The sequence below is a fragment of the Pseudomonas sp. GW821-FHT05D12 genome, from assembly GCF_059419825.1.
In genome coordinates this window covers 351,212-366,272 of sequence record NZ_JBWKSN010000001.1, presented here as the reverse complement: position 1 = coordinate 366,272, position 15,061 = coordinate 351,212, and the positions used below count along the sequence as shown (strand labels likewise).

The 15,061-nt window shown below is 60.6% G+C and carries 17 protein-coding genes and 1 riboswitch; of the genes, 11 read left to right on the top strand and 6 right to left on the bottom strand.

The features are described 5' to 3' along the window. Positions 1–96: 96 nt before the first annotated feature. Positions 97–420: a hypothetical protein gene (locus AC07SI_RS01680; protein ID WP_157955102.1), complete on the top strand. Its 324-nt coding sequence runs from the start codon at positions 97–99 to the stop codon at positions 418–420. Between the two features lie 8 nt (positions 421–428). On the opposite strand, the gene AC07SI_RS01675 is transcribed toward AC07SI_RS01680, so the two are convergent. Then, positions 429–662, bottom strand: a complete 234-nt coding sequence (locus AC07SI_RS01675; RefSeq protein ID WP_065900757.1) for a hypothetical protein — start codon at positions 660–662, stop codon at positions 429–431. A gap of 194 nt (positions 663–856) precedes the next feature. Here AC07SI_RS01675 and AC07SI_RS01670 point away from each other — a divergent pair, with 194 nt between their 5' ends. Beyond that, on the top strand, positions 857–1,441 hold the full coding sequence (locus tag AC07SI_RS01670) for a YajG family lipoprotein (RefSeq protein ID WP_065900759.1): 585 nt from the start codon (positions 857–859) through the stop codon (positions 1,439–1,441). A 57-nt stretch (positions 1,442–1,498) separates the two neighbouring features. On the opposite strand, the gene AC07SI_RS01665 is transcribed toward AC07SI_RS01670, so the two are convergent. Beyond that, positions 1,499–1,708: a hypothetical protein gene (locus tag AC07SI_RS01665; RefSeq protein ID WP_065900761.1), complete on the bottom strand. Its 210-nt coding sequence runs from the start codon at positions 1,706–1,708 to the stop codon at positions 1,499–1,501. Between the two features lie 183 nt (positions 1,709–1,891). On the opposite strand from AC07SI_RS01665, the gene AC07SI_RS01660 reads away from it, so the two are divergent. After that, a complete protein-coding gene (locus tag AC07SI_RS01660) occupies positions 1,892–2,149 on the top strand; it encodes a hypothetical protein (RefSeq protein WP_495004971.1) in 258 nt (85 codons plus the stop codon). A gap of 157 nt (positions 2,150–2,306) precedes the next feature. Here AC07SI_RS01660 and AC07SI_RS01655 read toward each other — a convergent pair whose 3' ends face one another. Beyond that, positions 2,307–3,470 carry a 1-acyl-sn-glycerol-3-phosphate acyltransferase gene (locus tag AC07SI_RS01655; protein WP_177343919.1) on the bottom strand — a complete coding sequence of 388 codons (1,164 nt, stop codon included), beginning with the start codon at positions 3,468–3,470 and terminating at the stop codon, positions 2,307–2,309. 133 nt (positions 3,471–3,603) lie between these two features. Between AC07SI_RS01655 and AC07SI_RS01650 the strand changes: the two genes are divergently transcribed. From AC07SI_RS01650 to AC07SI_RS01635, 4 genes are all read left to right on the top strand, one after another. Then, on the top strand, positions 3,604–3,786 hold the full coding sequence (locus AC07SI_RS01650) for a CPXCG motif-containing cysteine-rich protein (RefSeq protein ID WP_262135575.1): 183 nt from the start codon (positions 3,604–3,606) through the stop codon (positions 3,784–3,786). Positions 3,787–3,797: 11 nt separating this feature from the next. Next, positions 3,798–4,058, top strand: coding sequence for a putative signal transducing protein (locus tag AC07SI_RS01645; RefSeq protein WP_064450739.1), 261 nt, complete (start codon positions 3,798–3,800; stop codon positions 4,056–4,058). Between the two features lie 36 nt (positions 4,059–4,094). Beyond that, positions 4,095–4,715 carry an SOS response-associated peptidase gene (locus tag AC07SI_RS01640; protein WP_065900768.1) on the top strand — a complete coding sequence of 207 codons (621 nt, stop codon included), beginning with the start codon at positions 4,095–4,097 and terminating at the stop codon, positions 4,713–4,715. Positions 4,716–4,991: 276 nt separating this feature from the next. Continuing rightward, positions 4,992–5,810, top strand: a complete 819-nt coding sequence (locus AC07SI_RS01635; protein ID WP_495004970.1) for a M48 family metallopeptidase — start codon at positions 4,992–4,994, stop codon at positions 5,808–5,810. 93 nt (positions 5,811–5,903) lie between these two features. Here AC07SI_RS01635 and AC07SI_RS01630 read toward each other — a convergent pair whose 3' ends face one another. The 3 genes from AC07SI_RS01630 to AC07SI_RS01620 all read right to left on the bottom strand — a co-directional run bounded on the left by AC07SI_RS01630 (position 5,904) and on the right by AC07SI_RS01620 (position 8,743). After that, the gene (locus AC07SI_RS01630) at positions 5,904–6,488 is read right to left on the bottom strand and encodes a TMEM165/GDT1 family protein (protein WP_004372026.1); all 585 of its coding nucleotides are present in this window, start codon (positions 6,486–6,488) and stop codon (positions 5,904–5,906) included. Positions 6,489–6,576: 88 nt separating this feature from the next. Continuing rightward, a riboswitch (yybP-ykoY riboswitch) is annotated at positions 6,577–6,698 on the bottom strand. Between the two features lie 50 nt (positions 6,699–6,748). Then, complete coding sequence (locus AC07SI_RS01625) at positions 6,749–7,747, bottom strand: methyltransferase (RefSeq protein ID WP_065900774.1); 999 nt, start codon at positions 7,745–7,747, stop codon at positions 6,749–6,751. A gap of 30 nt (positions 7,748–7,777) precedes the next feature. Further along, on the bottom strand, positions 7,778–8,743 hold the full coding sequence (locus AC07SI_RS01620) for a 2-hydroxyacid dehydrogenase (protein ID WP_065900777.1): 966 nt from the start codon (positions 8,741–8,743) through the stop codon (positions 7,778–7,780). An 84-nt stretch (positions 8,744–8,827) separates the two neighbouring features. On the opposite strand from AC07SI_RS01620, the gene AC07SI_RS01615 reads away from it, so the two are divergent. From AC07SI_RS01615 to AC07SI_RS01600, 4 genes are all read left to right on the top strand, one after another. Continuing rightward, positions 8,828–9,460, top strand: coding sequence for a LysE family translocator (locus AC07SI_RS01615; RefSeq protein WP_025855566.1), 633 nt, complete (start codon positions 8,828–8,830; stop codon positions 9,458–9,460). Positions 9,461–9,591: 131 nt separating this feature from the next. Continuing rightward, entirely contained in the window at positions 9,592–11,274 is a 1,683-nt protein-coding gene (locus AC07SI_RS01610; protein ID WP_065900780.1) for a fatty acid--CoA ligase, read from the top strand. 330 nt (positions 11,275–11,604) lie between these two features. Continuing rightward, positions 11,605–13,473, top strand: coding sequence for a DUF1302 domain-containing protein (locus tag AC07SI_RS01605; protein WP_065900783.1), 1,869 nt, complete (start codon positions 11,605–11,607; stop codon positions 13,471–13,473). 30 nt (positions 13,474–13,503) lie between these two features. Further along, entirely contained in the window at positions 13,504–14,868 is a 1,365-nt protein-coding gene (locus AC07SI_RS01600; RefSeq protein WP_065900787.1) for a DUF1329 domain-containing protein, read from the top strand. The last annotated feature ends 193 nt before the right edge of the window (positions 14,869–15,061 follow it).

Genomic DNA, 15,061 nt, shown 5'->3' with positions numbered 1-15,061 from the left:
CGCTGATGGTGCTTGTACAAACGCCAAACTATTCATTTGCTCGCCACACTCTTGTGAAGTTGTGAAAACCCGTTTTTTTCACGCTCTTTTGAAGACGTGAACCTCAAAAAAGGGCTGCCCCAGCCTGGCACCTGGCCCGCACAACCTTTGCCGAGACGCGGCAAGACGGGCAAACAACTCAAGTGGCCGAGCGCAATGGCAGCTCTGGCAGATTCGGTAAAGAGGGGTGGTTTGCAAAGAAAACAGCAAGCGCGCCAGCTTCACTCGATCTGTGTGGGCGGCTCTCTGTGGGCGATTCTTGAGGTTAATGCCGAGGCATTAACGATGCTGCGAGGCCCGATCAGGAGACGTCCTTATAATCGGGGGGAGATTGTAGCGAAGAACGCCAAGGAAATGGGCGTGTTTTATGACTTTTATTAGGACTTCGGTCAGGCGGCCAACGGCTGGTGGCGGGGCGACCGCGCAGGGCGTGGGCTGACGCGTGCGCTGGCCGGCAATGGGTGGTGCATCCAGCTCAGGCGAATCTCTTCGATTTCTACCCAGCCTTCGCCCACCGGAGGCTGGTGGCACTCTTTAAAGGCCTGGCAGCGACCTTGCACATCGAGCAGGGCGAACTGGCGAAGGGCGGGCTTGCGGGTAAACAGAGACCAGAGAAAATGCATGGCGATCAACCTCCTGAGATTGGGGCCAAGCATGCCCGCGTGGGGTGACGAGCCCATGTAACGGCTGTGACATCTGGGTTACAACGAACCGCGATCTCGGCTACAGGTCACAGGTTGTAACTGGCGCTAGTTCCGCGCAGTGGCGCCCCGCTATACTGCCGGCCTGTCGGTACCTGATTTCTGGAGAGAAGAGCATGTTGCAACGCCTGTTGTTCGGTTTGATCACTGTGACCAGCTTGACCCTGGTTGGCTGCGCCAACAGCCCGCAACAACTGAGCCCTGAGCCGAAAATCACCACGCAATTGGCTCCGGTGGGCCATGGCCAGCCGGTGTCGGTGCGGGTCGTGGATGGTCGTCCGTCGCCAACCCTGGGTTCCCGTGGCGGCCTGTACCCTGAAACCGCCCTGGTGTCGGTGAACGGCCAGGACGTGTTGCCCAAGCTGCAGGCCCAGGCCGAAGCTGCCGTGCGTTTGCTGGGTTTCACCCCGGCCAACTCGCCGGGCGCGCCTCAGCTGACCATTACCCTGGCCGAGCTGAAGTACCAGTCGCCCAAGGAAGGCCTGTACGTGACTGAAGCCTCGATTGGCGCGACGTTCAAGTCCGACGTCACTGCCGGCACGCGTCGCTACAGCGGCCGCTACGGCGCTTCGCTCAACCAGCGTTTCGGCATGGCGCCGAACCAGGAAACCAACACCAAGCTGGTCAGCGACGTGCTGAGCGATGCCTTGACCCGTCTGTTCAAGGATCCAAGCATCGGTTCATTGCTCAGTTCGCAATAACCGCTTACTAAAAAAGCCGGGCTCAGCGATGAGCCCGGCTTTTTTTCGCCTTCAGTTTCATGCGGCGGTGTCGATACAGAAATCCAGCAGGCTTACCCCCGTCAACCCATCGGCCTCCGGCAGGTCCGCATGCTGATGCCCGCCCAGGGCGCAATACACCAGCCAATGGCGGTCCTGGACGTTGAACGCCAGGCCGCCGATCAGCGCCTCTTGCTCATCGCTGGGGGCGATCAGATACAACCGATCCTGGTTTTGCGCGTGCAGCATGACAAGCTCCCGAACGTTCGAAGGGCAACAGAGTGGCCTGTTAAGGTGACGTTCAGGTGACGCTGTAAATTACTGGATACATTAGCCGTCAATGGGGGAGGGAGCATTTCAGGCGCCGGAGGCCACTATCGTTCAGGTTTGTATCTGAATTGATACCAAGACACTGTATTCCTGAGGTTTGCGATGGCGCTGCCCGCACTATTGATCAATGCTGTGGCTTTATTGGTGGCCTGCCCTGGGGCGGCCCTGCTGTTTTTTACCCGCCTGCGTGAACAGCGCGCGATGGCCGACCTGGCCGCGCAAAGCGAAGACCGCGCGATCGACCAACCGATGTTGTTTCTGGATGTGCGCACCGAACGGGCGCATCGTCTGGCTTACCGCGTCGGGTTCGCCTGCCTGGCGTTGGCACTGGCCATCTCGTGGCTGAGCACCCACCTCTGAAAAAACCGCTGAACAGATCTGGGAGCGGGCTTGCGTGGGAGCTGGCTTGCCTGCGATAGCATCACCTCAGTGTGACTGATACACCGAGGTGTCTGCATCGCGGGCATGCACGGCTCCTATACAAGCCCGCTTCTACACAAGATGGTTCGTACAGCGGTTACAGTGGAATGCCCGCCTTGACCCGATATTGATTGCGCACCGGTGTTGCATATTGCACCACCAGGAACGGCCGGTGCTCGGCCGGGCATTCGTTCAGGCGCCGCTCCCATTCAGCCTTGGCCTTGGCCAGTTCGTCCGCCGGGAACACCTCGGCCGCCGTCGGCACCTGCAATTGCGGGTCGGCGTCGCTCCATTGCTGATACGCCAGGTAGTGCACCGGGAACAGCCGGTAACCGCCGAGAATCTGCCGGTCCATTTCTACCGCCAGCAGCTTGGTGTCTTCGAAACGCTCGGTGATCGGTGGCGCGAAGTTGATGTGCACCCGGCCCTTGTAGCCGGTGATACCCAAGGCAATGCTCACGTCATCTTCGCCCGGCGCCTTGGTGTAGGTGCCGGTGGTGGCGCGGATATACAGCTCGCGGGCCTTGGCCGCGTCGCATGGGTCGTACTCGTAGCTGATGGACACCGGCGTCAGGTTCAGCGACTGGATGACCTCGGCAAACGGCTCGTCCTTGCGGCTGACGTGGAACATCTTGAGGATCGCCGACTCGGTGCGATCATCCCCATCCTTGGCGCGGCCTTCGGCCTGGGCGATCCAGATGGACTGGCAATCGTTGCGGATCGAATGGTTGATGTAGGCCGACAGCAGGTTATACGCCGCCATCTTCTCCTTTCGCCCGGTGATCGAGCGGTGCACGATAAAACTCTTGTTCAAGCGCATCAGGTCGCTGACAAACGGCTTTTGCAGCAGGTTGTCGCCGATGGCGATGCGCGGCGTCGGCAGGCCGGCGTGGTACACGGCGTAGTTAACGAAAGCCGGGTCCATCACGATATCGCGGTGGTTGGCCAGGAACAGGTAGGCGATGCCGGACTTGAGCTGCTCGACGCCGGTATAGGTCACGCCGTCGGTCGCCCGGTCGATGGTGTGATCGACGTAGTACTCGACTTTGTCCTGCAGCGTGGCCACGGTAGTGACGCCGGCAAACTCACGGCGCAATTTGCGGGCGATCATCGGCTTGAGCAGCCAGCCCAGGGCGCCGGCAAAGCGCGGGAAGCGGAAGTGGGTCAGGATGTCCAGAAAGGCCTTGTCACTGAACAGTCGGGCCAGCACTGCCGGGACTTCGCTGTCGTTGTAAGGTCGGATGGTATCGAATTCGCCCATCATGCTCTCTTGTTAGAAACGGCTAGGGTAAGTAGAGGAAATACCAGGGGGCGGCCGGAGTAATGGGCTCGGCCGAACGATAACCCTGTAAATAGACCGGCGATTATACGCACAAGTCACCTTGGAGGCTGCGATGCTGGAAACCGCGACGTACGATTGTCCTTATTGTGGTGAAGTGGTCGAGACAACGGTGGATTTATCGGGCGGCGATCAGACCTATATAGAAGACTGCCAGGTGTGCTGCCGGCCGATCACCTTCGTTCTTCAGGTCCATGATGAAGAATGGATGCTTGAAACCCGTAGCGAAAATGAATAGCGGGGACGCCCATGCAGCGAATCTACGAACCGGAAAACCTGATGGAAGGCGAGCTGCTGCAACAGATGCTCGCCAGCGAAGGTATCGAAGCGCACCTGGTGGGCCGTCATTTGCTCGGCGGCACCGGCGAGCTGCCGATCTTCGGCCTGCTGGGGCTGGAGGTGGACAACGACCAGGCGGCCTACGCCCGCGAGCTGATTACCGCCTACATCGGCGCGCAACCGCTGCCAGGCGATGAACCCGACAGCTTCCCCGACGTGCTGGTCTGTTAGGCTGTCGGTCGGTTTACCCAAGAGTCGTGTTGCCCCATGTGTGGACGTTATGCCCTGTTTCGCTGGAACCCCACCTTTGCTGCCTTGCCGGGCTTTCCGGCGGACCAGCAGGCCCAGTGGAACATCTCTCCGAACGATTCGGTGCTGATCCAGCGCCAGAGCGAAGGCCAGCGCACCCTGGCTCGCGCCCGCTGGGGCCTGACGCCGCCGTGGCTGACGGACCTGTCCCGCACGCCGGCTCATGCCCGCGCCGAAACCCTGGCCGAACAACCGATGTTTCGCGAAGCGTTTCGCCAGCGCCGTTGCCTGCTGCCCGCCAATGGTTTCTACGAATGGCGCGGTACCCAGCGCAAACGCCCCTATTGGTTGACGCCGGGGGAGGGCTCCACGTTGTTTTTTGCTGCGATCTGGGAAGCCTACCCGGTGCAGGAGCAGGTGTGGCTGAGCACGGCGGTAGTGACGCAAGCCGCGCAGAGTCAGCGACGACCATTGATCCTGGACGCTGCCGGGCAGGCCGCCTGGCTGGATCCGGAGACCCCACTGCATGTGCTGCAAGGCCTGCTGGCCAGTGAGCCCGTCGCGTTGCGCGAGCGGGTCCTGGCCAATATGGTCAACGATCCCAAGCTCAACGGGCCGGAGTGCCTGACCCCGGCCTGAGTCTGGGGTTTATGGGGTGTAGGTGCGGGCCTCATCGCAGGCAAGCCAGCTCCCACATTTGGATCTGTGAATACACTCCGATGTGGGCGCTGGCTTGCCTGCGACAGGGCCCTCGAGACCGCCAAAAGCTCAACCTTGAACGGATGGATTCGCTGGCACCGCCGCAGTAGGGGCTTGTGGGATGTATCCGAAAATGAGTGGTTAAACGTCTGTTGTATCTGGCGTCGATACACACGAGCGCCTACGATACGCGCCATGTTTTCAGGGAGAGCGTTTATGAAGAAATCATTGGCGGTAAGTGTGTTGGCGGCAGCGGTGTCGCTGGCCGGGTGCCAGTCGGTCAATACCACCAGCGGCGGCGCCGTTGGGGTAGAGCGCAAGCAATACATGTTCAGCATGCTGTCGAGCCAGGAAGTCGACCAGATGTATGCCCAGTCCTACCAGCAGACCCTGGGCGAAGCCAGTGGCAAAGGCCTGGTGGACAAGACCAGCGCCAACGCCAAGCGCGTGCAGGCGATCGCCAACCGCTTGATTGCCCAGGCGCCCACGTTCCGCCCCGATGCGGCGCAGTGGAAGTGGGAAGTGAACCTGATCAAAAGTGATGAGATGAACGCCAACTGCGGGCCTGGCGGCAAGATTTTCGTGTACAGCGCGTTGATCGATAACCTCAAGCTCACCGATGACGAATTGGCCGCGGTGATGGGTCATGAAATTGCCCACGCCTTGCGTGAACATGGCCGCGAAGCCATGTCCAAGGCCTACGGGATCGAGATGGCGAAGCAGGGCGCCGGCGCGTTGTTCGGCCTGGGCCAGGACAGCCTGGCACTCGCGGACACGGTGGCCAACTACGGCATGACCTTGCCCAACAGCCGCAGCAATGAAAACGAAGCGGACCTGATCGGCCTGGAGCTGGCGGCGCGTGCCGGCTACAACCCGAACGCCGCCATCACGCTGTGGAACAAAATGGCCAAGGCTTCCGAAGGCGCGCCACCGGAGTTCATGAGTACTCACCCGGCGTCCGACAGCCGAATCGCCTCGTTGCAGGCGGCAATTCCGAAGGTGATGCCGCTGTACCAGCAAGCCAAGAAATCTTGATTAAACGCTGAACCTTTGTAGGAGTCCGGCTTGCCGGCGATGGCGTCCTGAAGATCGCTATCGCCGGCAAGCCGGACTCCTGCAGGTGGTGTGCTAGATCCAGCCGCTGCTTTGCATGGCCTTGTACACCGCCACGATCGCCAGGATGAAAAACGCCGTGGCAGCCAGTCGGCGGATCAAGGTCAGCGGCAGTTTCTCTGCAGCAAAATTCCCCGCCAGAACCACCGGTACGTTGGCAATCAACATGCCCAGGGTGGTGCCGATAATTACCAGCCACAGCTCCGGGTATTGCGCCGCCAGCATCACCGTGGCGATCTGCGTCTTGTCACCGATTTCTGCGAGGAAAAACGCGATCAGCGTGGTCAGGAATGGCCCGAACTTGCGCGTGGTGCTGGCTTCGTCATCGTCGAGTTTGTCCGGCACCAGGGTCCACAACGCCGTGGCGCAGAAGCTCGCCGCGAGTATCCAGTGCAACACTGCATCCGAGAAGAAACTGCCAAACCAGGCCCCCACGGCACCAGCGGCCGCATGGTTGGCCAGGGTCGCGGCGACGATGCCAGCGATGATCGGCCAGGGCTTGCGAAAGCGAGCGGCGAGAATGAGCGCGAGCAGTTGCGTCTTGTCGCCGATTTCGGCCAAGGCAACGATTGCGGTAGGAACGAGCAGTGAATCCAGCATCAGGTAAGTTTCCAGGGGCGGGTCGACACGGCTATGACACGTACAGCCTTCCCGCCCCGGGTAAGGTGTGCGTGTCATAGGTCTTGTCAAACCCCGGTCCGTCTGTGCGGACTCCTGGGTCGCATACGCCATGGCCTGTTGACCAAGTATGTTGACGTATGCCGGACGAGCGTGGCGCTCGTGGGAGACTACTCCCCTAGGACGGAGCGGATTCTGCCTAGGCAAAACCCATTCGGCAAGCCTTCTTTTTCAAATTGCCATTAGCCGCGCTTGGCACGATAAATGCGAAAACCGTTGCCTTCGGCCTTGATCGCACACACGCCCAGATGCTCCTCGATCAGCGGCTGGTACTTCAGGAAGCTATTCGCGACCAGGCGTAGTTCGCCGCCTTTTGCCAGATGTTTGGCAGCTTTTCGCAGCAGGTTCTCGGTGGCGAAATAATCGGTATGCACGCCGACATGGAACGGCGGATTGCTCAAGATCGCGTTCAAACCCATCGGCGCGGCATCGATGCCGTCACCGGTCAACACCTCGGCTTCCAGGCCATTGGCGGCCAGGGTCAGACGGCTGCTGGCGGCGGCAAAGGCATCCACATCCAGCATCGTCACGGTGTTGTGCGGGTAGCGACGTTTTACCGCAGCCCCGAGCACGCCGGCGCCGCAACCGAAGTCGAGCAAATGGCCGCTCGGCAACTTATCCAGATGCTCCAGCAACAGCTCGGTACCGCGGTCCAGGCGACCGTGGCTGAACACGCCGGGCAGGCTCACAACCTTGAGTGGCCCTTCGGCCAGCGGGACGTCGAAGACCTGCGCGAGGCTTTGCAGGTCGACCGCCTGCGGCGCGTTGGCCACCGTAACCTGCCACAGCTGGCAATGGCGCGCGTTGTCGAGCTTGCGCGGTTTGCCAAAGGGGATCAGCTGTTTGGCGGCGCTTTCGATGCCGCCTTTTTTCTCGCCGACCAGAAACAGCTCGGCGCCGGGCAGTCGCGCGGCCACGGCGTTGAGCAGGTAGTCGGTGAGGTCCTTGGACTTGGGCAGGAAGATCACCGCCGCATCAAACGTACGCTCGGGCACCGTCACGCCGAACTGGCTGCGCGCGGGGAAACGCGCGTCGAGCGCTGCCTGGTCGCCGGCATGCCAACTCCAGCCGTGGGCGTTGGGCAGGCGACCCAGCAGGTCGTCGGCAGGCAAACCTACCAGCAGCAGGTTGCCTTGAAAAAGTTCGGCCTGACGAAGCAGTACTTCACTGCGCGGATCCATGGTCTGCTCCTTGAAAAGGGGCGCAGTTTATCAACTCACAACGCGCAGCGGGGCGCCGCTGAAAAAGCCCCGGGCGTTTTCCGTCAGTTGCCCGACGATGCGCTGGCGCGCCTCGCGACTGCCCCAGGCATTGTGCGGGGTGACGATCAGCCGAGGGATATCACCGGCCAGCAGCGGGTTGCCGTTGACCGGCGGTTCCACGCTCAATACGTCGGTCGCCGCGCCACCCAGGTGACCGCTGCGCAACGCGTCTGCCAGGGCCTGCTCGTTGATCAAGCCACCGCGCGCGGTGTTGACGATGAACGCGCCGGGCTTGAGCAGTGCCAGTTCGCGGGCGCCGATAAAGTCGCGGGTGTGCTCGTTGAGCGGGCAGTGCAGGGTCAGCGCGTCGACCTGCGCCAGTAGTTCATCCAGCGGCACGCGGTCGGCACGGGCAGGGCGGCCCGGGATCGCGCCGAGCAGCACGCGCATGCCAAAGGCTTCGGCCAGGCGTGCGACCGCGCTGCCCAGCTCGCCATGGCCCAGCAGGCCGAGGGTTTTGCCTTCCAGCTCGACAATCGGGTAGTCCAGCAGGCAGAACTGCTTGGCTTGCTGCCATTTGCCGGCGGCCACGTCCCGCTGATAGTCCTTCAAGCGCGTCGCCAGATTGAGCAGCAACATGATCGTGTGCTGTGCCACCGACGGCGTGCCGTAGCCCTGGCAGTTACTCACGGTGATGCCATGCGCGCGGGCGGCCTCAAGGTCGACGTTGTTGGTGCCGGTGGCCGACACCAGGATCAGCTTGAGTTGTGGGCACGCCGCCAGGGTTTCGGTGCTCAGCGCGATTTTGTTGCTGATCACCACGTCGGCGCCCTGCAGGCGCTCGACCACGTTCTGGGGCGTAGTGTCGGTGAACAACTGCAACTCGCTGAAGGTGTTGCGCAACTCACTGAGATCAAGATCCCCCAGGTCCAGGGACGGGTGATCAAGGAAGACGGCGCGGCGATTGTTCGTCATCAACTGTACCTTTTGCGACTGAGTTCGAAGGCGTAATCTGCCGAGCCTATCAGATGAAATAATCAGTTACTTAATGGAGTGAGTATGTACGTCGCCGAGTTTTTGACCGTGGCCTTGATTCACTTGTTGGCGGTGGCCAGCCCTGGCCCGGATTTCGCCGTGGTGGTGCGCGAAAGTGTTACCCACGGCCGTCGCGCCGGCACCTGGACCGCGCTGGGGGTGGGCTCGGCGATTTTCCTGCACGTGGGGTATTCGCTGCTCGGTATCGGTTTGATCGTGTCCCAGTCCATCGTGCTGTTCAACGCGCTCAAATGGGCGGCGGCGGCCTACCTGTTGTACATCGGTTTCAAGGCCCTGCGCGCGCAGCCGGCCAAGCCTGCCGCCGAGGGCGAGTTGCACCGTGAAGCCGGTGAGCGCACCCCGCGCGGCGCGTTTACCGCAGGTTTCGTGACCAATGGCTTGAACCCCAAGGCCACGCTGTTCTTCCTCTCGCTGTTCACCGTCGTCATCAACCCGCACACGCCGCTGGCGATCCAGGCCGGTTACGGTGTGTACCTGGCGGTGGCGACGGCGCTGTGGTTCTGCCTGGTGGCGATGCTGTTCAGCCAGCAGCGCGTGCGCGCAGGTTTTGCGCGGATGGGGCACTGGTTCGATCGGACCATGGGCGCGGTGTTGATTGCGATTGGGGTGAAGCTGGCATTCACCAGCATGAAATAAGCCGAATGCTGGCGCAAAGCTAGCATTCATTGGGGTCTGCAAATCATTCCTTTGGCTGATTTGGCTGAAACATAAGGTCTCTAAAGTGCAGGCCTACAAGCCAAGACCGTGCAGTCATTAAAGGGATTCTTATGTTGCAGACCCGTGTTATCCCGCCCGCCGAAGGCGCTTACCAGTACCCGCTCTTGATCAAGCGCCTGTTGATGTCCGGTACCCGTTACGAGAAGACCCGGGAGATCGTCTACCGCGACAAACTGCGCTACACCTACCCGACCCTGACCGAACGGGTTGCCCGCCTGGCCAATGTATTAACCGAGGCCGGGGTCAAGGCCGGTGACACCGTGGCGGTGATGGACTGGGACAGCCACCGTTACCTGGAATGCATGTTCGCCATCCCGATGATCGGCGCGGTGATCCACACCATCAACGTGCGGCTGTCGCCGGAACAGATTCTCTACACCATGAACCACGCCGAGGACCGCTTCGTGCTGGTCAACAGCGAGTTCGTGGGGCTCTACCAGGCCATCGCCTCGCAGCTGACTACCGTCGACAAAACCTTGCTGCTCACCGACGGCGACGCGAAAACCGCCGAGCTGCCCCACCTGGTCGGCGAGTACGAAACCCTGCTGGCGGCCGCCAGCCCGAAGTACGATTTCCAGGATTTCGACGAAAATTCCGTCGCCACCACCTTCTACACCACCGGTACCACCGGTAACCCTAAAGGCGTGTACTTCACCCATCGCCAGTTGGTGCTGCACACGATTGGCGTGGCGACCATCATGGGCAGCGTCGACAGCGTGCGCCTGCTCGGCACCAACGACGTGTACATGCCGATCACGCCGATGTTCCACGTGCATGCCTGGGGCTTGCCGTATGTGGCGACCATGCTCGGTCTGAAACAGGTCTATCCCGGCCGCTACGACCCCGAATACCTGGTGGAGTTGTGGCGCAAGGAAAAGGTCACTTTCTCCCACTGCGTGCCGACCATCCTGCAGATGCTGCTCAACGCCAAGGCTGCCCAGGGCGTGGATTTTGCTGGCTGGAAAATCGTCATCGGCGGCAGTGCCCTCAACCGTTCGCTGTATGAAGCGTCCAAGGCACGCGGGATTCAACTGACCGCTGCGTACGGCATGTCCGAGACCGGCCCGCTGGTGTCCTGCGCCCACCTCAACGAAGAGCTGATGGCGGGCACCGAGGACGAGCGCACCACGTATCGCATCAAGGCCGGCGTACCCGGGCCGTTGGTGGAGGCGGCGATCATCGACGGCGACGGGAATTTCCTGCCGGCCGATGGCGAGTCCCAGGGCGAGTTGGTGCTGCGCGCGCCGTGGCTCTCGGAAGGCTATTTCAACGAGCCGCAGAAGGGTGCCGAGCTGTGGGCGGGTGGCTGGATGCACACGGGCGACGTGGCCACGCTGGATGCCTTCGGCGTGATCGATATCCGCGACCGCATCAAGGACGTGATCAAGACTGGGGGCGAGTGGATCTCTTCCCTGGCCCTCGAAGACCTGGTCAGCCGGCACCCGGCGGTACGCGAAGTAGCGGTGGTGGGCATCGCCGACCCGCAGTGGGGCGAGCGCCCGTTTGCGTTGCTGGTGGTGCGTGATGGCCATGTGATAGGGGCTCGTGAACTCAAGGAACACCTCAAGCCGTTCGTGGAACTGGGCCATTTGAGCAAGTGGGCGATTCCGAACCAGATCGCCGTTGTTACGGAAATTCCCAAGACCAGTGTCGGCAAACTCGACAAAAAACGTATCCGCATCGACATCATTGAATGGCAGGCGAACAACAGTACGTTCCTGTCCACCCTCTGAGCCGCTTGGCCGTGCCCAAAAGGCACGGCAATGCTCTATCTCGCGCCTTCACTTGTGATTTGCCAATTTTCAGCCATCCTTGCCGCGTCGGCCCTCGCCGACATGGCGAAAGGGTTGTGGCAGACGGGTTGGTGATGCAAATCACACTTTAGAGGGATCAAGCGCTACCCCCTGCTGGCTATAGTCCCTTCCAGAGTTTTTCACGGATGTTCCGCTTCGGGCCATGGGGGCCCGGTTGCCGAGCGGCATTGGAATCGTTGTATTCCGGCCGTTACACGCATCACAGAAAGAACTCACTGCCATAACAATAATGCACATGGAGTAGCGTCGATGACCTCAGTAAACCAGTTCTGGCGCCGGGCGAAGTTGCCCCTGGCCGTCAGTCTCGCCTCTACGCTCGCCGGGCCCGCATTCGGCGTCAGTTTCAATATCGGTGAAATCGAAGGGAGTTTTGACTCGTCTCTTTCCGTGGGGGCCAGTTGGTCGACAGCCAAGCCCAACCAGGATCTCATTGGTGCCAACAATGGTGGCAATGGTCTGTCCCAGACATCCGATGACGGCCACTTGAACTTCAAGCGTGGTGAGACGTTCTCGAAAATTTTCAAGGGTATCCATGATCTGGAGCTGAAATACGGCGATACCGGCGTATTTGTGCGTGGCAAGTACTGGTATGACTTCGAACTCAAGGATGAAAGCCGCGAGTTCAAGGACATCAGCGACAACAACCGTAAAGAGGGGGCGAAATCTTCGGGTGGACAGATTCTCGACGCGTTCATCTACCACAACTACGCGATTGCCGATCAACCTGGCAGCGTGCGGTTCGGTAAGCAGGTAGTGAGTTGGGGCGAAAGTACCTTTATCGGTGGCGGCATCAACTCCATCAACCCGATCGATGTGTCTGCATTCCGTCGTCCGGGGGCTGAGGTCAAGGAAGGTTTGATTCCGGTCAACATGTTCTATGTGTCGCAGACACTGACCGATAACCTTTCGGCGGAGGCGTTCTATCAGTTGGAGTGGGACCAGACGGTTACCGACAACTGCGGTACGTTTTTCTCGCAGCCGGACATCGTTTCCGATGGCTGTAAGGACAACCTGCGCGTGCTGAACAGCCGTCGTACGTTGCCGGCAGCACTCAACCCAGGGTTGGCAGCAGCAGGTGTGGACGTCAACAACGAGGGCGTGCTGGTTCGTCGCGGTCCAGACCGCGATGCCCGTGACAGCGGACAGTTCGGGGTCGCGTTCCATTACAACTTCGAGCCGCTGGACACAGAGTTCGGCGCCTACTTTATGAATTATCACAGCCGTGCGCCGATTTTCAGTGCCCAGGGCGCACCGCAATCGGCCTATACCGGCCCTACACCTGGGCTGCCGCCACAATTGCGGCCCTTGGTTGTCGCGGGTAATTCCAACTACTTCATCGAGTACCCGGAAGATATCCGTCTGTATGGCTTGAGCTTCTCTACCACGCTTCCTACAGGTACTGCCTGGAGTGGTGAGTTGAGCTACCGCCCTAACGCGCCCGTACAGTTGAACTCTACGGATATCCTGTTCGCCGGCGTTAAACCTATTGGTGGGCCGGTACTGGGCAATGCTTCGTTGCTCAACGGCAGCCCGGGGCAGGACTTGCATGGCTATCGCCGCAAAGAGATCAGCCAGTTCCAAACAACGTTTACTCACTTCTTCGACCAAGTCATGGGTGCCAGCCGCTTGACGCTGGTAGGTGAAGTTGGCGTTACCCATGTGGGCGGGCTGGAGAGCAAGTCGGACGTACGTTACGGTCGCGACCCTGTCTTCGGTCCGGGTTCGTTGCCTAACAATGCCTGTGCGGCATTGAACCTCTCGACTGCCCAAGGCGCCGGCCTGGGTAATGCCAACGGGCTGAACACCAACTGCAACAATGATGGTTTCACCACAGCCACTTCGTGGGGCTATCGCGGTCGGGCTATCTGGGAATACCCGGATGTCTTCGCGGGTGTGAACCTCAAACCGAACGTGGCATGGTCCCATGACGTCAAGGGCTACTCTCCTGGACCGGGCGCCAACTTTGAAGAAGGCCGCAAAGCCGTGAGCCTTGGCCTGGACGCCGAATACCAGAACACCTACACCGCCAGCCTCAACTACACCAACTTCTTCGGTGGCGATTTCACTACGGTGAATGACCGCGATTTTGTTGCGCTCAGCCTCGGCGTGAACTTCTAAGCACACTGTATTTTCAGGAAGAACCAGAACATGAAAATAACTAAAAGTCTGTTGCACGTGGGTGTGCTTGGGCTGTCGATCCTGGCGAGCAACGTCATGGCGGCAGTCTCGGCGGATGAAGCGGCCAAGCTGGGTACGACCCTGACGCCGATGGGGGCCGAGATGGCCGGTAATGCGGCGGGTACCATTCCGAAATGGACGCCATTGCCGACCAACGCCGGCGCTGTCGACGCGCGTGGTTTCCTGGCCAACCCTTACGCCAGCGAACAGCCGCAGTTCACCATCACCGCGGCGAACGTCGAGCAATACAAAGACAAGCTGGCGCCGGGCCAATACGCGATGTTCAAGCGTTATCCGGACACCTTCAAGATGCCGGTCTACCCGACTCATCGCGGCGCGACCGTGCCGGCGGATGTGTTCGCCGCCATCAAGAAGAACGCCACCACCACCAACCTGGTGTCCGGCGGCAACGGCCTGGAAAACTTCGAAACCGCGATTCCGTTCCCAATCCCGAAAAGCGGCGTGGAAGTCATCTGGAACCACATCACCCGCTATCGCGGCGGCAGCGTGACCCGCCTGGTGACCCAGGCCACGCCGCAAACCAACGGCTCGTTCAGCCTGGTGTACTTCAAAGACCAGTTCGTGTTCCGCGACAAGATGAAGGATTTCGATCCGAAGAATCCGGGCAACGTGTTGTTCTACTTCAAGCAGCAAGTGACCGCGCCGGCACGTCTGGCCGGTGGTGTACTGCTGGTGCACGAGACCCTGGACCAGGTGAAGGAGCCGCGCTCGGCGTGGGTCTACAACGCTGGCCAGCGCCGTGTCCGCCGGGCGCCGCAAGTGTCCTATGACGGCCCGGGTACCGCCGCCGACGGCCTGCGTACCTCCGACAACCTCGACATGTACAACGGTGCGCCGGATCGCTACGACTGGAAACTGGAAGGCAAGAAGGAAATCTACATCGCCTCCAACAGCTACAAGATCGACGATCCGAAGCTCAAGTACGCCGACATCATCAAGGCCGGCCACATCAACCAGGACCTGGCACGTTACGAGCTGCGCCGCGTGTGGCACGTGGTTGCGACCCTGAAGGAAGGCCAGCGCCACATCTATGCCAAGCGTGACTTCTTCATCGACGAAGACACCTGGCAAGCCGCGGTCATCGATCACTACGACGGTCGTGGCCAACTGTGGCGCGTCGCCGAAGCGCATGCCGAGAACTACTACGACAAGCAAGTGCCGTGGTACGCCCTGGAAACCCTCTACGACCTGCAGTCCGGCCGCTACCTGGCCCTGGGCATGAAGAACGAAGAGAAGCAGGCCTATGACTTCGGTTTCACCGCCACCACCAGCGACTTCACCCCCGCAGCCCTGCGCCAGGATGGTGTTCGCTAAGCCCGCAATCCCTCGATAGGTAAGCCGGCCCCGTGTAGGAGCTGGCTTGCCAGCGATAGCATCCCCTCGGTGCAACTGACAGACCGAGGCGCCTGCATCGCCGGCAAGCCAGCTCCTGCTTTTTTGTGGTGAGATTTTTTGTCGCAGTTCTTTTCAGTCATTTGTTGCAAAGATCTACAAACCTGCCGCTTTT